Genomic DNA, 17,703 nt, shown 5'->3' on the forward strand with positions numbered 1-17,703 from the left:
GCCCGCGTTCGCTTCCCGTGCCCGCGTTCGCTTCCCGTGCCCGCGTTCGCTTCCCGTGCCCGCGTTCGCTTCCCGGCGCTCGCTCCGGGCGCCCGCGCGGTCTCGTCCGTGCTCGGGCCCCACGCCTCGGCCGTGTGCTGAGCTGACGGCCGGTGGGGTGGTCAGGACTCGCGGGGCTCGCCTCGGTACGTGCCGAAGGACCACAGGTTGCCCTCTGGGTCGCGGGCCGCGAAGCCCCTTGAGCCGTAGTCCGTCTCCGTCAGGTCGTCGATGATCTCGGCGCCTGCTGCCTTTGCCCTCGCGTACAGCGCGTCCGGGGCGTCGCAGACCACGTAGGCGCCGAAGGTGCCCGGAGTCTGTTTCCAGTAGCCCCCGTCGCGGTCGCTGCCCAGCATCACGCCGCCGCCCAGGGGCCAGGACAGCTGGGCGTGATCCACCACGCCGTCCTTGCCGTAGACCGCCGTCTCCTCGAAGCCGAACGCGTCGACCAGGAAGCGGATGAGGGCCGGGGCGTCCTTGGCGCGCAGGGTGGGCCACACCTGCGGCGGTGGTGTCTTGTCCGTCGTCATACCCGCGAGTCTGCCGGGGTCAGGTCCTCCGCGGCTTGGACGTTTCGGAACTCCGCGGCCCACCAGCGGGCCGGCGGCAGGCCCGCCAGCGCCGTGAACTCCCGCGTCAGGTGTGCCTGGTCGTAGTAGCCGCAGTCGGCGGCCAGGGCGGCCAGGCCGTACGCGCCGCGGTGGGCGATCAGCAGGCGACGGGCGCGGTCGAAGCGAGCCACCCTGGACGCCACCTTCGGGGCCAGGCCGATCTCGACGCCGAAGCGGCGGCTGAGGTACCGCTGACTCCACCCGATCTCCCGGGTGAGCTCGGACAATGCGACCGGGCCGTCCGGGGCGCACAGGCGGCGCCACGCGTGGCGGACCTCGGGGGCGGGCAGCGCGGCCGGGTTCACCCGGCGGGCCAGCATCTCGTCGACGATCCGGAACCGGTCCACCCACGTCGGCGTCGCGGCCACCCGTTCCCGCAGCTCGGCGACGAAGCCGCCGAGCACGTCCGCGCCGTCGACGTCGGCGCCGGCGAGCTCGCCCGCCGGCAGGCCGAGCACGGCGCGGGCCCCGAGCGGCGACAGGGCGATCTGGATGCCGGACCCGCGCCCGTCGTGTTTGATCATCGCCGGTACCGTGTGCAGCCCGCCCACCAGCGACTCGTACGAGGCCGGGGGCGTGCGCGGGTCGGGGTGCGCCGCGACGTGCAGCGGCTCGTCGATCGTGACGACGACGGTGATGTACGGCGAGGGCAGCCCGCGGTGCTCCCCAGGCGGCCCGTCCTGCCGGTAGCCGCTGTAGGCCCCGGCGAACGCCCGCACCTCGGGAGCCGGCCGCCACGACACGTGCTCGCCGCTCACCCCACCACCCTAACGCCCGGAAACGCCAACGCCGGGCGAAGCGGGAGAGAGCAGGAGCGGGAGAGAGCAGGAGCGGGAGAAAGCGGGAGAAAGAACGAGGGGAGAGAGGGAACGGGAGAGACAGCTGGAGAGAGGGAACGGAGATGAGGGGCAGGGGCGAGGGGAGCGGGCGGAAACGGCGACGCCGGGCGTCCGCGAAACGCGGACGCCCGGCGCCAGAATCACAACCTCAGGAAGCGCCGCCCGGCTGGACGACGCCGTTCACCGTCAGGGTGTACGGCGCGTACTGCTGGACCTGCTCCGTCGGCTCGTCGTAGGCGACGATCGCCACGACCTTCGGGAACAGCGCCAGCAGCGCCAGCTGGATCCAGTTCAGCGACACGTTGCGCTGGCCGTTGAACTCGAACTGCCAGGCGAGCGAGTTCTTCTCGTCGATGCCGACGAGCTTGAGGTTCCAGTTCTTGACCGACACCGGCTTGATCTCGGTGGGCGAGTCGAACGGGGCCAGGCTGGACCCGTCGCTCAGCACGGCGCCGCCGAGGGTGATGTCGTCGAGGAGCAGACCGCCCTCGTTGACGCCACCATCGCTGACGTACCGGAAGGACAGCAGGATCTGCTGGCCCGCGTACGCCGACAGGTCGTAGCTGTGCGACTCGAAACCGGTCGTCGTGCCGTTCAGGCCGGGGCCGAGCGGCGCGTCGACGGTCCGGTCACCGGGGATCGAGGTGTAGGTCGTGCCACCGTCGGTCGAGACCTGGACGTAGCCGTAGTCGTAACCGAGCTCGGCGCCGTACTTCGCGAGGAAGGACAGCGTCGGGTTGGCGGCGGGCACGGTCACCGGGATGACCGCGGCGGCGTCGGTGTTGTTCGCGTTGCCGGAGAACAGCACCGAGTTGCCGGCCCGATCCGGGTCGTTGTTCACCAGCGTCCACGCCAGCGGCAGGGCCGGCAGCGTGGCGGCACCGGAGAACTTCAAGGACCGCAGGTCCTTGCCCTTCAGGGCCTGGCCGTTCTTCTGCAGCAGTACGTAGTCGGCACCGTTCGGCGCCGCCCCGGGCACGCTGTAGGACTGCGGGTTCGCGAGGTTCACCGTCGAGCGCAGGCTCTTCGAGGTCACCTTCTTCTTGTCCGCGCCGAGGACGATCCCCCACTTGGAGTCGCCGACGATCTTGTCCAGCAGCACCATCGACTGGTAGTCACGCAGGACCTCGTAAGCGCCACCCTTGACGCCCTCGGCCTTCACCTCGGCGTCGAGGCTGGCGATGCCCTGGTGCTCACCGTCGCGGTGCAGCCGCTCGATGATGTCCTGACCGAAGCGGTCGTAGAGGTACAGCATCAGCTCGTAGGCGTTGCCGTAGTCGGCAAGCACCCCGGCGCCGGTACCGCCCTCACCCCAGAGGTTGAGCGAGTTCTGGGCACCACCACAGTCGCGTGGGTTGGGGTTGTACGGAGTCTGCACGGGTCCGTAACCCTGGAAGCAGTACAGGTGGCTGTCGCCGCCCTTGTCGTTGACCGTCAGCGTGCCGTCGACGTAGCCGGTGAGCGTCTGGGCGAAGTCGCTCAGACCCTCGTTGACCCACGTCGACTCGTTCGGGTCGGTGTAGTACTGCAGCAGGTGCTGCCACTCGTGCGCGAACGTGCCCTCGTAGAGGCGCGGCCGGGCCGGGCGGCTGACGCACAGGTCACTCGACGGCGCGTCCGCCGGGTTCGCACCGGTACGGTGCTCCCAGTCGTACGCGTCGATCGTCATGACGTTACGGTCGAACAGCTCGTTGAACTGCGACGAGAAGAAACCGGCGATGTAGGTCGTGTTGGCCGGGAAGTCGTAGTAGTTGTCGTCCCGGACGTTGTCGACCAGCGTCACCGTCTTGTTGCCACCGCCGGTGTAGACGCCGCCGTTGCCGTTGGCGTCCGGGCCGAGCAGCGCGTTGCTGCCGTCACGGTCCGGCGGGGTGGAGAACGCCGCCGTCTCCTTGGGGTACATGTTGGTGTCGAACTCGTGGATGAAGTTCGCCACCTGGGCGTCCGTGATCGTGGTGGTGTTCGGCACCGCGTTGCGGCAGTCGCCCGCCGGGAACGAGGTGTCGACCGCGACCCAGACCTCGATGTGCTCGCCGGCGCCGCGCAGAACGTAGTTCTTGCGGTAGAGCCGGCCCTGGAAATCGTCCGAACCCAGCCACTGACGGACCGTGCCGACCGGCGGGGTCTCCGCCGCGGCCAGCGCGCGGGCACGCGCCGGCTTGGCCATCTTCGACGGGTCGACCAGCTTGCCGTCCAGCGTGAACTGGGTGCGGGTCAGGTGCCGCGTGTCGGACGTCTTGCTCGCACCTGGCGCCGCGGGCGCCTTCGCCGGTGCCGCAGCCGCCGGTGACACCGGCAGTGCGATGAGCACCGGTGCGGCGAGGACGGCGACCGCGATCGTGACCAGGCGTTTCCGCACCATGGAGCCTCCTTACGACGACGTGCCCAGAAACAGGTTGTGCCGCGGGCACGCCGTGCTCGGGATGAAATTGACAACGCACACTATCGCCGCGATCAACATAGGCCGGGGTCGCATTGAAGAACCAAGGGTGCAATCGAGGGCGTACCGCGAGCGGTAGGCTGCGGCACGTGCCGACCAAGCTCGTCCTCGTCGTGCGGACCGACCTCGACATGGGGAAGGGCAAGATCGCCGCACAGGTCGCCCACGCCGCGGTCGCCGCCGCGCTGGGCACCCTGTCCACGCCCGGGTTCCGCACCTGGCTGCGCGAGGGGCAGCCCAAGGTGGTGCTGCGGGTCAGCGGCGAGGACGCCCTGCGGCAGGTGTGTGCCGATGCCGAGGCCGAGGGTCTGCCGGTACAGCTGATTCAGGACGCCGGACGCACCCAGGTGGCCGCCGGCACTCCCACCTGCTGCGCCGTCGGCCCGGCGGACGTCGCCGACGTGGACCGGGTCACAGGCACGCTGTCGCTGCTGTAGCGCCCGCTGTCCGCCCGCTGTCCGTCAGTACTTCTGCGGACCCACCGCCGCCGCCTCCGTCGACGGTGCGTGTCCGGCGGGTGACCGAACGGCGGTACACCCGGGAAAGGAGAGACGTCTGAAGACGCCATCCGGTTGCGTACCGGGTGGAATCGCACACTGAATACACCCGCGCGGTGGACCGGGTACCGCGCCGACCGGTCTGGCGGCCCTTGGCCGGACGGCCGGTGTTCCCGCCTGGACAGAGGTTCACGGACGGTCACGAGGTTCCGTAGGGTCACAAGCATGGCAGCCCTGACTCTCGCGGTGGAACGGCTCGCGGCCGCTACGGTGCTGACCTGTCACGGGGCATTGGTCGCGGCGAGCGCCATGCAGCTGGAGACGGCGCTGTCCCAGTTGCTGCTGCGGCCCGAACCGCGGATCGTCGTCAACCTGGCGGCGGTCCCGGTGATCGACTGCACGGGGGTCATGATGCTGCGGGTGACCGCCGGCATCGCCGTCGAACAGGGCGGCTCGCTGGTCCTCGCCGCGCCGAACGCGCAGGTCGTGCACACGCTCCGTGAGGGCGGCACCCTCACGACCATCCCGACCTACCGCACCCTGGACGCCGCGGTCGCCCGCGACGCCCGCGAACTCGTGAAGGACCCGGAGCCCGGCCAGTCGACAACGACCCCGTGGCCGGTGAACTCCTCCGACCGGCGCCGCAGCGCCTAGCTTAAGCCAGTTTCGTCCGTTTCGTCCGCCAGGCCGTTGCGGTACGCGTACACGACGGCCTGGACGCGGTCGCGCAGCCCGAGCTTCGCCAGGATCCGCGAGACGTACGTCTTCACGGTCTCGCCGCTGAGCACGAGCGCGGCGGCGATCTCGGCGTTGGACCGCCCGGCCGCGATGAGCCGCAGCACCTCCAGCTCACGCGGCGCGAGCCCGGACCTGGTCGCGGCCCCGGCCCTGGCCCCGGCGGCGTCCGGCGGACCGGTGGGCCGCACCCGGCTGCCGTACCGCCCGATGAGCCGCCGGGTCACCGCCGGCGCGAGCAACGCGTCCCCGGCGGCGACGGTCCGCACCCCGGCGACGAGCTGCTGCGGGGTGGCGTCCTTGAGCAGGAAGCCGCTGGCCCCGGCGCGGAGGGCCTGGTAGACGTACTCGTCGAGGTTGAACGTCGTGACGACGAGCGTCCTGACCGGCTCCGCCATACCGGGCCCGGCGAGCCGCCGGGTCGCCTCGATCCCGTCGAGCCCCGGCATCCGGATGTCCATCACGACGACGTCGGGCCGCACCTGGAGCGCCAGCTCGACCGCGGCGAGCCCGTCGCCGGCCTCTCCCACGACCTCGATGTCCGGCTGCGCGTCGAGGATGGTGACGAACCCGCTGCGCACGAGGACCTGGTCGTCACAGACGAGCACCCGGATCACGCGACCTCCCCGGCCGGGATGCGGGCGTCGACGACGAACCCGCCGCCGGGGGCGGCCCCGGCGGACAGCTCGCCACCGAACACCTCGACCCGTTCCCGCAGCCCGGCCAGCCCCCGCCCGCTCCCGCCGACCGCCTCACCCGGTCCGTTCGGCTGGCCCGGCTGGCCCCGCTCGCCCGGCTGGCCCGGCCGAACCGAGGAGTTCCCGGCGGTGGTGACGCGGATGCGCAGGCCGTCCGGGCGATGCTCGAGGCGGACCACCGTGGGGTGCCCGGCGGCGTACTTCAGCGCGTTGGTCAGCGCCTCCTGCACCACCCGGTACGCGGCCATCTCCCGGCCGCCGCCCAGGCCACCCGGGTCGCCGTCCTCGACGAGCTCGACCGGCTGCCCCGCGGCCCGGATCCGTGCCACCAGCTCGCCGAGCGTGGCCAGTGAGGGCAGCTGCCCGCGCGGCGCGACCGGCTCCGGATCTGTGCCCGTGCCGCGACCGCCGCCGCGGTCCGCGTCCCGGCGGGCAACCCGTTCCGTGGATCGTTCCGGGTCCCGGCGGGCAATCCGTTCCGTGCCCCGGTCCGGGTCCTGGAGGGCATCCTGTTCCGGGGATCGGTCCGGGGATCGGTGGGCGACGCGGTCGGGGTCCAGGACGCCGAGGAGGTCGCGGAGCTCGCCGAGGGCGCTGCGGCCCGTGGTGCTGATCGCGGTGAGGTTTCCCGCCAGCCTGTCGGGCTTCGCGGTGAGGTACTGGGCGGCGTCGGCCTGGACGACCATCGCGGTCACGTGGTGGGTGATCACGTCGTGCAGCTCGCGCGCGATCCGGGCCCGCTCCTGCGTCCGGGCGGCGGCCGCGGTGATCCGGCCGCGCTCGGCCTCGGCGGCGCGTGCCCCGCGCAGCCAGGCGCCGCCCAGCCAGCCCACGGCCAGGAACGCGAAGAACAGGACGTAGTCCTGGACCCGGTTCGCCGAGCCGGCGGCGTGCAGGGCGACGGCGAGCGCCACGTAGGCGGCGCCCGCCGCGGTGGCGGCCGTGCGCCGGAGCCGCTCCTGGTGGGCGCCGGCGCTGAAGATCGCGACGAGCAGGCCGGCGCCGGCGAAGGTGGCGTACCCGCGCAGTTCCTGCACCGTGAACCCGGCCGCCACGACCGCCAGGCAGGCCGCCGGCCACCGCCGGCGCCCGGCGAGGGGCAGCGTCTGGGCGAGGACGGCGGCCACCGCGAGTGCGTCGGCGGGCCGGTGGGGGAGCTCGCCGAGGCGGGTGCCGCTCGCGGCGAGCGGCGGCACGAACGCCACCAGGGCCAGCGCGATCCCGAGCGGACCGTCGCGCACCACCGTGCTGCGGGAGCGCCACCAGGACAGGGCCGCGGCCATACGGCGGCCCGGGGGCGGCAGGCGCAACACGCCCGCAGCGTAGCCCGCCCCGCCCGTCCGGCCCACCGCCGCCCGGTCACGGGGCCGCGCCGACCACGCACTCATCGGCGGGCCCGTCGGCGGGCCCGGCCTTCGCCGGGCGAGGTTGCCGGACCGGGCGCCCGGGAGTGGGTCGGGCGCCCGGGAACGGGTCGGGCGCTCATCGTGCGGTCCGTCTGGTCGGGACGATGCGGCCGTGGGTGTGGGCGTGGCGCAGGAGGACCGCGGCCGTCACGCCGCCCACGAGGATCGCGAAGATGCTCCCTTCCGGGCCGAAGGCGCCGCCGCTCAGCACCGCCGGGCCCTCCGTCACGCTGCGGAGCAGGCCGTGGGTCCCTGTCGTGCCGGAGACCACGGTGCCGAACAGGCCCGACTCGGCGAAGTTCCAGCCCAGGTGCAGGCCGATCGGGAGCCACAGGGAACGGGTTGCCGTGTAGGCCGCGCCCAGCATCACGCCCGCCTCGGCGGCGATCGCCAGTGCGCCCCACAGCGTGGCGGCCGGGTTGAACAGGTGCAGGGCGCCGAACAGGGCGCCGGAGACCGTCAACGCCACCGCGGTGCCGGCCCAGTCCTGGAGGATGCGGAACAGCACGGCGCGGAACAGCAGCTCCTCGGCCACCGCGGCGCCGATCATCGTGCCCAGCGTGGCGATCGCCGCGGAGAGCGAGCCCCAGCCGGTGATGCGGTAGCCGCCCACGGCGGCGATCAGCGCGATGGTCACCGTGAACAGGGCGATTCCGGCGGCCGTCCCGCGCAGGACCCCGGGCAGCAGGGTGGCCGGGGAGACCTCGTCGGCCTCGCGGTGTTCGAGGCGGCGGACGAGCAGGCGGTACAGGAGGATCCCGCCCGTCGCCGTCAGGCCCCCGACGAGCAGGGCGGTGACCGGGTTGCCGGACGCCGCCGAGTTCAGCAGGGCCGAGACCACGAGCACGATCCCGAACACGACGAGCAGCCCCAGCAGGCGCAGGCCGATCCGTTGCATGGTCGCTTCCCTCCGTCGATGCGCGGCCAGCCGCCGCGCTGTCGCCATCGACGCTATGGCCGTCGGCCTCCCCAGCGCGTCACCGCTGAGTGGACATTCGCGTGTAGCTCGCTCGGGGGACACGTGGCTCGCACCAGGGACGGGCGTGCCGCAGCTCACCGACCGGCGGTGGTTGACGCGTCAATCAGCGCGGTATGGTTGACGCGTCAATCACGGAGGGAGACGGAGGGGGCCGCGTGAACAGGCGGATGACGTCTGAGCAGCTCGTTGTGTGGCGGGCGCTCATGGACACCACCAACGACCTGCGGCGGGTGCTCGGGGCCCGGCTGCTGCGGGAGACCGGGCTGTCGCCGGCCGACTACCAGGTGCTGCTCGCGCTCAGCGAGGCCGACCAGCGGCGGCTGCGCTCGTCGGAGCTGGCCGACGCCGTCGACTGGGAACGCAGCCGGCTGTCGCACCATCTCGCGCGCATGGAGCGGCGCGAGCTCATCCGGCGCGACGAGTGTGCCACCGACAGCCGCGGGGCGGAGGTCGTGCTCACCGAGGAGGGGGCGCGGCGGTTCCGGGCGGCGACCGCGCCGCACCTGCGGGCCGTGCGGGAGCAGTTCGCCGACGCGCTGTCCGCGCAGCAGATCGACGCGCTCGCCGGCATCCTGCGCGATCTCCGGCAGCATCTCAAGGGGGAAGCATGATCGCCGTGCTCGGGGCCGGGCACGTCGGGCCGGTGCTGGCCCGGCTCGCGGTCGCCGGTGGATACCGGGTGAGCATCGCCGGCTCCGGCGACCCCGCGCGGATCGAGCTCATCGCCCAGGTGCTGGCGCCGGGGGCCGAGGCCCGCTGGGCGGCCGACGCCATCGAGGACGCCGACCTGGTGGTGCTCGCGTTCCCGCTGCACCGGTTCGCCGGGTTCGCGCAACGGCACGGGACAGCGCTCTCCGGCCGGCTGGTGGTCGACGCGATGAACTACTGGCCGCCGGTCGACGGGGTGCTGGACCTCCCGGAGTCCGGCAGCAGCGAGCTGGTCCAGCGCGAGCTGCCCGGGGCGGTCGTCGTCAAGACGTTCAACCACCTCGGGTATCACCAGCTCGACGAGAACGGCGACCCGGACCGGCTGGCCCTCGGCGTCGCGGGAAACGATCCCGCCGCCGTGAACGCCGTTTCCGAGGTGGTCGGCCGTATGGGGTTCGACCCGGTCGCGCTGTACCCGCTCGGCGCCGGGCGCCTGCTGGAGCCCGGCGGCCCGGTCTTCGGCGCCGCGCTGCGCCGGGCGGATTTCACCGAAGCAGTCAGTACGAAGGCATAGGACAGCAACCATGAACGAGCGACTCACCCTCGGGCTGGACACGTTCGGCGACGTCACCCACGACGGCGACGACCGGCCCGTCAGCCACGCCCAGACCATCCGCGACCTCGTCGAGCAGGGCGTGCTCGCGGACGAGACCGGCGTCGACTTCTTCGGCATCGGCGAGCACCACACCGACGACTTCCCGCTCTCGGCCGGCGACGTGGTGCTCGCCGCCATCGCCGCGCGGACCGGCCGGATCCGGCTCGGGTCCGCCGTGACCGTGCTGAGCTCCGACGATCCCGTGCGGGTCTTCCAGCGGTACAGCACGCTCAACGCACTGTCGGGCAACCGCGCGGAGGTCATCCTCGGGCGCGGGTCGAGCATCGACTCGTTCCCGCTGTTCGGATACGAGCTCTCCGACTACGAGCAGCTGTTCGAGGAGAAGGTCGAGCTGTTCGCCGAGCTGCTGAAGGGCGGTCCGGTGACGTGGCGCGGCGAGACCCGGGCGGCGCTGCACGAGCAGGACGTGGTGCCGCACCTCGAGCACGGGCCGTTCCCGGCCTGGATCGGCGTCGGCGGCAGCCCGCAGTCGGTGGTGCGCGCCGCGCGGTACGGCTACTCGCTCATGCTGGCGATCATCGGCGGCTCCCCGGCCCGGTTCGCCCCGTTCTCCCAGCTGTACCGCCACGCGCTGGAGCAGCTGGAGCAGCCGCAACGGCCGATCGGCGTGCACTCGCCGGGGCACGTCGCGGTCACCGACGAGCAGGCCGCCGAGGAGTTCTGGCCGCGGTACCGCGACGTCATCACGAAGGTGAGCCGCACCCGCGGCTTCGCGATCCCGACCGAGGCGTCGTTCCGCCACGAGATCGGCCCGCACGGCGCCCTCTACGTCGGCGCGCCGGAAACGGTCGCCCAGAAGATCGCGGCGAACCTGCGGAAGCTCGACGCCACGCGCTTCGACCTGAAGTACGGGATGGGAGGCCTCTCCCACAAGGCGCTCATGACGAACATCGAGCTCTACGGCACCCAGGTGATCCCGCGGGTGCGTGAGCTGCTCTCATGACGCGAGGCGGCGGCCGCGGGCGAACGACGCGGCCGCCGCCAGCAGCGTCATCGCCGTCGCGGCGGTGAAGACCACGACCAGGCCCTGGTGGAACGGCGCCGCGATGAGCGACGGGAAGAACTCCCGCCCGGTCAGCACGGCCCGGCCGCCGGTGGGCAGCGCGGTCAGTGCCCCGGACGGGCCGAGCAGGTGCTCGACCGGGTTGCTGCCGAGGAACGCCGCGAACAGCGTGCTCACCGGCGGCAGCGACGCCACGTCGGCGGCGACGCCGGGCGGAACGCCCTGCGCGGTCAGGCCCGACGTCAGCGTGCCCGGCAGCGAGCGGGCCAGGCCGGCGACCATGAGCGAGAAGAACACGCCGATCGACAGCGACGTCCCGGCGTTCTGGAACGTCGCCCGCATGCCGGACGCGACGCCCCGCTGGGCCGGCGGGACGCTGCTCATCACCGAGGACGTGTTCGGGGCCGAGAACATCCCCTGGCCCAGGCCGCTGACGAAGAGCAGCGCGGCGAATGCCGGATAGGTGAAGTTCACCGGGATGAGCAGCAGGCCGGCGAAGCCCGCGGCCACCAGCAGCAGGCCGGTCGTCGCGAAGAGCCGGGCGCCGAAGCGGTCGGAGAGCCAGCCCGACAGCGGTCCGGCGACCAGGAAACCGGCGGTCAGCGGGAGCATGAAGATGCCGGCCCACAGCGGGGTGTCCTCGAAGGCGTAGCCATGCAGCGGCAGCCAGATGCCCTGCAGCCAGATGATGAGCATGAACTGCAGGCCGCCGCGGGCGATCGCGATGAGCAGCGCCGCGAGGTTGCCGGCGGCGAACGCCCGCACCCGGAACAGGGCCAGGCGGAACATCGGCTCGGCGGATCGGGACTCGATGACCACGAACGCGACCAGCAGTGCCACGCCGGTCGCGAGGCCGGCGACGACGCGCGGCGCGGTCCAGCCGGTGGGGTGGCCGCCGTGCGGCTGGATGCCGTACGTCATCGACACCAGGATCGCCGCCGTTCCCAGCGCGAACGTGAGGTTGCCGGCCCAGTCGACCGGCGCGCGCCGGCGCTCGCCGACCTCGCGCAGGCTGCGGTACGACCAGATGGTGCCGGCGACGCCGACGGGCACGCTGACCCAGAACACGGCCCGCCAGTCGATCACGGCGAGGACCCCGCCGAGCAGCAGCCCGAGGAACTGCCCGGCGAGCGCGGTGATCTGGTTGACGCCGAGCGCCATGCCGCGCTGCCGGGCCGGGAACGCGTCGGTGAGGATCGCCGCCGAGTTGGCCATGAGCATGGCCCCGCCGGTCGCCTGCACGATCCGCCAGGCGATGAGCCACAGCGCGCCGGCGCCGGCCCGGAACGGGTCGACCGACAGCGCGATGGAGGCGATCGTGAAGACGAGGAAGCCGAGGTTGTACATCCGGACGCGGCCGAACATGTCGCCCAGCCGCCCGAGCGCGACCACCAGCACGGCCGTGACCAGGAGGTACCCCATGATCATCCAGAGCAGGTAGCCGATGTTGCCGGGCGCGAGCGGGTCCAGCCCGATGCCGCGGAAGATGGCCGGCAGCGAGATGATGACGATCGACCCGTCGATCGCCGCCATGAGCATCCCGAGCGTGGTGTTCGACAGCGCGACCCACTTGTACCGGTCGGGGGCGCTCACAGCTCGTCCGCCAGGCGTTCGAGGAGCCGGGTGGCCGCGGCGATCTGGGCGCGCTCCTCCGCGGAGAGGCGGGTCAGGGCGTCGGCAAGGGCGTGGGTCTTGAGGCTGCGGCGGTCGGTGAGCAGGCGGAGGCCCTCGGCGGTGATCGCCATGAGCACGCGGCGGCCGTCGGTCGGGTCGGGCGAGCGGGAGACCAGGCCGCGCTGTTCGAGGGCCTGGAGCGTGGCGCCCATCGCCTGCGGCCGCACGCGGTCGCCGGCCGCCAGCTCGCCGGGCGGCGCCGGCCCGTCCCGGTCGAGGCGCGACAGCACGGACGCCTCGGACAGCGTCAGCTGGCCCGGCACGTGGGTCTGCCGGAGCCGGCGGACCAGCCGCCCGACCGCCACCTGCAGGTCGGCGGCGACGCGTTCGATCCCCATATCTTCAACCTAGACTGATAAACCCAGGTTGACGATATGAGCTAAGGCCTGTTTCATCACTGAGGCCCGCCGCAGCCCGGCCTCAGTGATGAAACCGGCCTTAAGCCTCGGTCAGGTCCAGCATCCGGCCGAGCGGCAGGGACGGGTTGGCCGCCGCGTCCCCGGCCAGGTCGGGGTCGGTGAGCAGCGCCTCGATCCGGGCCACCGGCAGGCGGGGGCAGCTCGCCATCGCCCGGCGGACGCCGGCGTCGGGGTCGGTGGTGAGCCGGTCGACGGTCCGCGGGTCGGCGTCCAGGTCGAGGGCGACCAGCCGCCGCACCGCCGGGTCCGGGTGGCCGGCGAACCGGGCCAGGCCCGCGCGCGGGAATCCGGGCAGCCCGGGCAGCGTGTCGCGGCCGTGGTACTCCAGGAAGCAGCGCAACAGCAGTGCCGGCGGGGCGGCCGGGTGGTGCCGGGCGAGGTTCAGCCGCACGCCGGGGTCCTCGTCCCCGGCCAGGGCGGCGACGAGCTGCGCCGGGAGGTCGGGCCGGCGGGCCGCGCGGCGGCGCAGCAACGGGTTGACCGACCCCGCCCACCGCAGCGCGTCGGCAAGCTCGGGCACCCCACCGCCACCGCCGGGCGGGCCGGGGTCGATCTCGATGCGCGCCCGCTCCTCCTCGGTGAGGTCCGGATGCACGGACACCGCCGTCCGTACCGAGATGTCCGGATCGGCGGCCAGCAGCCGCACCTGCGCGCCGGTCAGGTCCTCGCGCCCGGCCGTCGTCCGCCGGACCTCCGGGGCGGGGTGGCGGACCAGCCGCTCCACGTCCTGCGGCGAGAGGCTCGGGCTCGCGGCGAGCACGGTCAGCGCCTCGATGTCGTCGCCGGCCAGGAGCTGCGCGACCAGCGCCGGCGACAGCGGCCGGTGCAGGACCATCCAGAACGCGTGGCAGTGCTGGGCCGGGAGATCGGCCGGCTGCATGACCCGCGCGTCCTCGGCGACCGCGTGCGCGGCCGCCTCACGGACGGACGGGTCCGGGTCGCCCAGCAGCGTGCGCAGCTCGTCGCGGCGGCCCGCGAAGCCGGCCGCGTACCGTCGCACCCACGGGTCGGGGTGGGCGGCGGCCAGCCGCAGCGGCTGGCCGCTGTACGCGTTGGCCTCGAAGAACTCGGCCAGCAGCTCGTCCGCCGTCGCCCGGGTGGCGGGCGCCCATCGGGGCAGCTCGGTCAGCACCCGGGTCACGGCCGCGTCGGGCAGCGGGCGCTGGCCGCGGCGGCCGAAGGCGCGGATCCGTACCCGCCAGTCGGGATCGTCCAGGAGCCGGGCCCGCAGGTCCGGGTCCGCGAGGGGGTGCCGGGCGAGGGCCATGCGGACGGCCGGTGCGGGGTGCGCGGCCATCGCCTCCTGCACCGGCCGGGGCAGGTCGGCCCGGTCGCGCAGCCCCTCGCAGGCCGCATCGGGGTGGGTCCGCAGGAGCCGGCGAAGAACCTCGGCGGTTGCCGAAGGGTTCCTCGCCAGCCCTCGCGGTGCCGAGCGCGTCACGGCGCCCAGCATAGGGACGGGATCAGAAGCCGACCGCGACCAGCAGCCACTGCGGGTTGCCGTGCGAGACGAACGAGGACTGCTCCGCGTAGTCGTCGTACGGGAAACCGTAGGAGAGCTTGTTGATGGCGTGGTCGTGCCAGAACTTCGAGTAGTAGTTCGCCGGCGCCGCCTGGTAGAACAGGCTCGGCGTCGACCACTGCGACTGCGGCAGCTGCCGCACGTGCCGGTTGAGCGCGGCGCAGTTGGCCGGGTCGTTGGCCAGGACGCCCGCGCAGCCGAAGACGTCCGACGTCGGGGCGTTGATGCCGTACTGCTGCGCGTACGCGGTGAAGTAGTTCGCGTTCACCCCGCCCGCGCGGAACGTCGGGTCGCTGCCCGGCGCGATGATCCGGTACGGGGCCTGGGACTGGGCCAGGACCTTGAACTCCTGCGGTACCTCCGCGATGAACTTGGCGAAGGTCGCCTCCCGGCTCTCCGCGAAGGTCGCGGCGTCCTCGCCGACCGCCACGTCGTAGCCGTCGCGGGCGTGCAGGCGCATGGCGAGCTTCAGGCCGAACGCGTCGACCCGCGTCGTGTTGCCGTTGAAGACCGCCGGGCCCACCGTGAACTCGATGAAGTCGTAGTACTGGCTGTTCGGGCTGCCGACGTAGAAGTACATCCGGCCGGCCGTGTTGGCGGGCATGTCGAAGTACGGCTGCTCGGCGATCGAGTGCACCTGGCCGTTGTAGCTCCAGTACACCTGGCTGTCCGGGTAGCGGCCGTTGGTCCGGTTGAGGATCTTCAGCATGACCACGTTCGCCGGGTTCGGGATGTTCGACGTGTCGCCCCAGAACTGGTCCGGCGGCGGGTTGCTCGTCGGCGGGTTGCTCGTGGGCTGCTGGGTGCCGGTGATGCGCACCGCGAACTCCCACAGCGAGTAGCCGTAGGCGGTGCCCCGGACCGTGCCGTACATCCGCACGTAGCGGCCGGAGCCGGTGACGGTCAGCGCCTGCGTGCCGCCGGTGCCGGTCGTCGTGGTGTAGACGGTCGTCCAGGTCGAGCCGTTGGTCGACGTCTGGATCTGGAACGACCGTGCGTACGCGGCCTCCCAGGTCAGCGTCACGCCGCAGATCGACACCGTCGAGCCCAGGTCGACCTGGACCCACTGCGGGTCGCTGAACGCGCTCGACCAGCGGGTGCCGGTGTTGCCGTCGAACGCGGCCGAGGCCGGCGAGGCGGCGTTCTCGGTCGACGACGCGGTGGCGGGCCGGCCCTGCGCCGCGTTGGCGGTGCCGCAGCCGGTGGTACCGCCGAACGAGCCGAAGATCTGGAACTCCCACAGCGAGTAGCCGTAGGCGGTGCCCCGCGCGGTGCCGTACATCCGCACGTAGCGGCCGCTGCCGGACACCGCGAGCGTCTGCGTGCCGCCGGTGCCGGTGGTGGTGTTGTAGATGGTCGTCCAGGTCGAGCCGTCGGCCGACGTCTGGATCTGGAAGGACCGGCCGTAGGCCGCCTCCCACTGGAGGATCACCTGGTCGATCGTGGCGGTCTGGCCCAGGTCGACCTGGATCCACTGCGGGTCGCTGAACGCGCTCGACCAGCGGGTGCCGGGGTCGCCGTCGAAGGCGTAGCCGGGGTTCGTCGCCGCGTTCTCGCTCGACGAGGCGGTGGCCGGCCTGCCCTGCGACAGCAGCGCGCCGGCGGCGTTGGCGACGCCGACGGTGAACGCCGCGTAGCCGGCCAGCACGGCCGCGACGACCGCTCCGGAGAGCGCGCTCACGATCAAGCGCCGGCGGCGACGGGGTGGTGAGGGTTCGGACGATCTGAAGATCATGGGCATCGGCGCTGCTCCCTGACGTGGGTTGGGGCGTCGTCGACCGCCGCCGCGCCGGTTGGGACGCGCCGGTTCGGGCGGGGACCGGTGCTGGCGGGCGGTGGTCTCGGGCGGGTGCAAGAGAGCGCTCTCTCAGTCGTTCACTCTATCGACGTCGGTCAGGCCGTCAAGAGTGCGCACGTTTTGAAGCGCACCGATGGGGGGAAGGGCGTTACCGAGAGCTCCGGTACCCAGGGAGGTGCCCCTTTGTCCGGCACACCGTCCGCCCCGGCGCCGGCCGGCGGCATCATCCGCAGTCTCATCCCCGCGCGGATCGACCGGCTGACCTGGGCGCCGTTCCACACGAGGATGGTGCTCGCCCTCGGGACCGCCTGGGTCCTCGACGGCCTCGAGATCACCATCGCGAGCGCCGTCGGCGCCGTGCTCAACAAGCAGGAGACACTGGGCCTGAGCAGCACGCAGGTCGGCGCGATCGCCACCGTGTACCTGCTCGGCGAGGTGTTCGGCGCGCTGTTCTTCGGCCGCCTCTCCGACGCGCTCGGGCGCAAGAACCTGTTCATCGTGACGCTCGGCGTCTACCTGGCGGGCAACGCGCTGACCGCGCTGACCTGGGGCAGCGACACATTCGGCCTGATCTTCCTGTACCTCACCAGGTTCATCGCCGGCGCCGGCATCGGCGGCGAGTACGCCGCCATCAACTCGGCGATCGACGAGATGATGCCGGCGAGGTACCGGGGGCGCGTCGACATCGGCGTGAACGGCACCTACTGGGGCGGCGCGATCATCGGCACGCTGGGCACGTACGTGCTGCTCAACCACATCTCGCTGAACATCTCCTGGCGGCTGGGCTTCCTCATCGGCCCGATCATCGGCCTGCTCATCTGGCGCCTGCGCCGGCACCTGCCGGAGAGTCCCCGCTGGCTGATCATGCACGGCCGGGAGGCCGAGGCGGAGGAGAGCATCGCGTTGATCGAGCGTGACGTCGAGCGCTCCGGGCAGACCCTCGCGCCCGTCGACGAGTCGCAGGCGATCGAGGTCCGGCCGACGCGCTCGCACGGGTACCTGTCGCTGCTGCGGGTCCTCTTCTCGCACTACCCGTCACGCTCGGCGCTGAGCGCCACGCTCATGATCACGCAGTCGTTCCTGTACAACGCGATCTTCTTCACGTACACGCTGGTGCTGTCGAAGTTCTACCACGTCGACGCGGAGAAGACGCCCATCTATCTGATCGCGTTCGCGCTGGGCAACCTGGCCGGGCCGCTGGTGCTCGGGCACCTGTTCGACACGGTCGGCCGGCGCAAGATGATCGCCGGCACGTACATCCTCTCCGGCGTGCTGCTGGCGATCTCGGCGTGGATGTTCGACGCGGGCATGCTGACCGCGTTCACCCAGACCCTCGCGTGGTGCGTGATCTTCTTCTTCGCGTCGGCGGGCGCCAGCTCGGCGTACCTGACCGTCAGCGAGATCTTCCCCCTCGAGGTCCGGGCCCAGGCGATCGCGGTGTTCTTCGCCATCGCGCAGTGCTTCGGCGCGATCGGCCCGATCTTCTACGGCTGGCTGATCGGCGAGGGCGAGGACCCGGGAAAACTGTTCATCGGGTACCTCATCGGCGCCCTCGTGATGATCATCGGCGGCGTCGTCGAAGCGGTCATCGGCGTCGACGCCGAGGGAAAGTCCCTGGAACACGTCGCGACGCCACTGTCCGCCGTGACGACCCGCCCACGCTCGACCGGCTGATCTCTGGACCACAGACAACGCTCGCGAGCGCGGGGCCAGGAACTG

At 72.4% G+C, this 17,703-nt stretch carries 16 protein-coding genes; 6 read left to right on the forward strand and 10 right to left on the reverse strand.

Annotated elements, in window-relative coordinates:
• Positions 1 to 161: 161 nt before the first annotated feature.
• The 3 genes from ABZS66_RS28320 to ABZS66_RS28330 form a co-directional block, all read right to left on the reverse strand.
• Positions 162 to 569, reverse strand: a complete 408-nt coding sequence (locus ABZS66_RS28320) for a VOC family protein (protein WP_354762783.1) — start codon at positions 567 to 569, stop codon at positions 162 to 164.
• Positions 566 to 1,408, reverse strand: coding sequence for an AraC family transcriptional regulator (locus ABZS66_RS28325; protein ID WP_354762785.1), 843 nt, complete (start codon positions 1,406 to 1,408; stop codon positions 566 to 568). The genes ABZS66_RS28320 and ABZS66_RS28325 overlap by 4 nt, the downstream gene beginning before the upstream one ends.
• 229 nt (positions 1,409 to 1,637) lie before the next feature.
• The gene (locus ABZS66_RS28330; protein ID WP_354762787.1) at positions 1,638 to 3,851 is read right to left on the reverse strand and encodes a choice-of-anchor J domain-containing protein; all 2,214 of its coding nucleotides are present in this window, start codon (positions 3,849 to 3,851) and stop codon (positions 1,638 to 1,640) included.
• A gap of 167 nt (positions 3,852 to 4,018) precedes the next feature.
• Between ABZS66_RS28330 and pth2 the strand changes: the two genes are divergently transcribed.
• Together pth2 and ABZS66_RS28340 are read left to right on the forward strand one after the other, a co-directional pair.
• The gene (gene pth2 / locus ABZS66_RS28335; RefSeq protein WP_354762789.1) at positions 4,019 to 4,366 is read left to right on the forward strand and encodes a peptidyl-tRNA hydrolase Pth2; all 348 of its coding nucleotides are present in this window, start codon (positions 4,019 to 4,021) and stop codon (positions 4,364 to 4,366) included.
• A gap of 285 nt (positions 4,367 to 4,651) precedes the next feature.
• Complete coding sequence (locus ABZS66_RS28340) at positions 4,652 to 5,080, forward strand: STAS domain-containing protein (RefSeq protein ID WP_354762791.1); 429 nt, start codon at positions 4,652 to 4,654, stop codon at positions 5,078 to 5,080.
• Here ABZS66_RS28340 and ABZS66_RS28345 read toward each other — a convergent pair.
• From ABZS66_RS28345 to ABZS66_RS28355, 3 genes are all read right to left on the reverse strand, one after another.
• Complete coding sequence (locus ABZS66_RS28345; protein ID WP_354762793.1) at positions 5,077 to 5,778, reverse strand: response regulator transcription factor; 702 nt, start codon at positions 5,776 to 5,778, stop codon at positions 5,077 to 5,079. The genes ABZS66_RS28340 and ABZS66_RS28345 overlap by 4 nt on opposite strands.
• The gene (locus tag ABZS66_RS28350; RefSeq protein WP_354762795.1) at positions 5,775 to 7,172 is read right to left on the reverse strand and encodes a histidine kinase; all 1,398 of its coding nucleotides are present in this window, start codon (positions 7,170 to 7,172) and stop codon (positions 5,775 to 5,777) included. The genes ABZS66_RS28345 and ABZS66_RS28350 overlap by 4 nt, the downstream gene beginning before the upstream one ends.
• Positions 7,173 to 7,341: 169 nt before the next feature.
• Complete coding sequence (locus ABZS66_RS28355; RefSeq protein ID WP_354762797.1) at positions 7,342 to 8,163, reverse strand: CPBP family intramembrane glutamic endopeptidase; 822 nt, start codon at positions 8,161 to 8,163, stop codon at positions 7,342 to 7,344.
• A 248-nt stretch (positions 8,164 to 8,411) separates the two neighbouring features.
• On the opposite strand from ABZS66_RS28355, the gene ABZS66_RS28360 reads away from it, so the two are divergent.
• Genes ABZS66_RS28360 through ABZS66_RS28370 form a run of 3 tightly spaced genes read left to right on the forward strand, consistent with a single transcriptional unit; the run spans position 8,412 to position 10,511 of the window.
• The gene (locus ABZS66_RS28360) at positions 8,412 to 8,855 is read left to right on the forward strand and encodes a MarR family transcriptional regulator (RefSeq protein ID WP_354762800.1); all 444 of its coding nucleotides are present in this window, start codon (positions 8,412 to 8,414) and stop codon (positions 8,853 to 8,855) included.
• Positions 8,852 to 9,466 carry an NAD(P)-binding domain-containing protein gene (locus ABZS66_RS28365; protein WP_354762802.1) on the forward strand — a complete coding sequence of 205 codons (615 nt, stop codon included), beginning with the start codon at positions 8,852 to 8,854 and terminating at the stop codon, positions 9,464 to 9,466. The genes ABZS66_RS28360 and ABZS66_RS28365 overlap by 4 nt, the downstream gene beginning before the upstream one ends.
• A gap of 10 nt (positions 9,467 to 9,476) precedes the next feature.
• On the forward strand, positions 9,477 to 10,511 hold the full coding sequence (locus tag ABZS66_RS28370; RefSeq protein ID WP_354762804.1) for an LLM class flavin-dependent oxidoreductase: 1,035 nt from the start codon (positions 9,477 to 9,479) through the stop codon (positions 10,509 to 10,511).
• Here the strand turns inward: ABZS66_RS28370 and ABZS66_RS28375 are convergent.
• The 4 genes from ABZS66_RS28375 to ABZS66_RS28390 all read right to left on the reverse strand — a co-directional run bounded on the left by ABZS66_RS28375 (position 10,506) and on the right by ABZS66_RS28390 (position 15,834).
• Complete coding sequence (locus ABZS66_RS28375; protein ID WP_354762806.1) at positions 10,506 to 12,164, reverse strand: MFS transporter; 1,659 nt, start codon at positions 12,162 to 12,164, stop codon at positions 10,506 to 10,508. The genes ABZS66_RS28370 and ABZS66_RS28375 overlap by 6 nt on opposite strands.
• Complete coding sequence (locus tag ABZS66_RS28380) at positions 12,161 to 12,583, reverse strand: MarR family transcriptional regulator (RefSeq protein WP_354762808.1); 423 nt, start codon at positions 12,581 to 12,583, stop codon at positions 12,161 to 12,163. Before ABZS66_RS28380 ends, ABZS66_RS28375 begins: the two co-directional genes overlap by 4 nt.
• Positions 12,584 to 12,683: 100 nt before the next feature.
• Positions 12,684 to 14,105, reverse strand: a complete 1,422-nt coding sequence (locus ABZS66_RS28385; RefSeq protein ID WP_354762810.1) for a hypothetical protein — start codon at positions 14,103 to 14,105, stop codon at positions 12,684 to 12,686.
• Between the two features lie 22 nt (positions 14,106 to 14,127).
• Positions 14,128 to 15,834, reverse strand: coding sequence for a discoidin domain-containing protein (locus ABZS66_RS28390; protein WP_354762844.1), 1,707 nt, complete (start codon positions 15,832 to 15,834; stop codon positions 14,128 to 14,130).
• 333 nt (positions 15,835 to 16,167) lie between these two features.
• Here ABZS66_RS28390 and ABZS66_RS28395 point away from each other — a divergent pair, with 333 nt between their 5' ends.
• On the forward strand, positions 16,168 to 17,658 hold the full coding sequence (locus tag ABZS66_RS28395) for an MFS transporter (protein ID WP_354762812.1): 1,491 nt from the start codon (positions 16,168 to 16,170) through the stop codon (positions 17,656 to 17,658).
• The last annotated feature ends 45 nt before the right edge of the window (positions 17,659 to 17,703 follow it).

This window comes from Dactylosporangium sp. NPDC005572 (genome assembly GCF_040605515.1).
Taxonomy (GTDB): Bacteria; Actinomycetota; Actinomycetes; order Mycobacteriales; family Micromonosporaceae; genus Dactylosporangium.

Bases quoted from the DNA above. Each gene is read 5' to 3' on its own strand.
- ABZS66_RS28365 (WP_354762802.1), top strand. From the start codon at position 8,852: ATGATCGCCGTGCTCGGGGCCGGGCACGTCGGGCCGGTGCTGGCCCGG.
- ABZS66_RS28320 (WP_354762783.1), bottom strand. From the start codon at position 569: ATGACGACGGACAAGACACCACCGCCGCAGGTGTGGCCCACCCTGCGC.
- ABZS66_RS28355 (WP_354762797.1), bottom strand. From the start codon at position 8,163: ATGCAACGGATCGGCCTGCGCCTGCTGGGGCTGCTCGTCGTGTTCGGG.
- ABZS66_RS28340 (WP_354762791.1), top strand. From the start codon at position 4,652: ATGGCAGCCCTGACTCTCGCGGTGGAACGGCTCGCGGCCGCTACGGTG.
- ABZS66_RS28380 (WP_354762808.1), bottom strand. From the start codon at position 12,583: ATGGGGATCGAACGCGTCGCCGCCGACCTGCAGGTGGCGGTCGGGCGG.
- ABZS66_RS28330 (WP_354762787.1), bottom strand. From the start codon at position 3,851: ATGGTGCGGAAACGCCTGGTCACGATCGCGGTCGCCGTCCTCGCCGCA.
- ABZS66_RS28370 (WP_354762804.1), top strand. From the start codon at position 9,477: ATGAACGAGCGACTCACCCTCGGGCTGGACACGTTCGGCGACGTCACC.
- ABZS66_RS28360 (WP_354762800.1), top strand. From the start codon at position 8,412: ATGACGTCTGAGCAGCTCGTTGTGTGGCGGGCGCTCATGGACACCACC.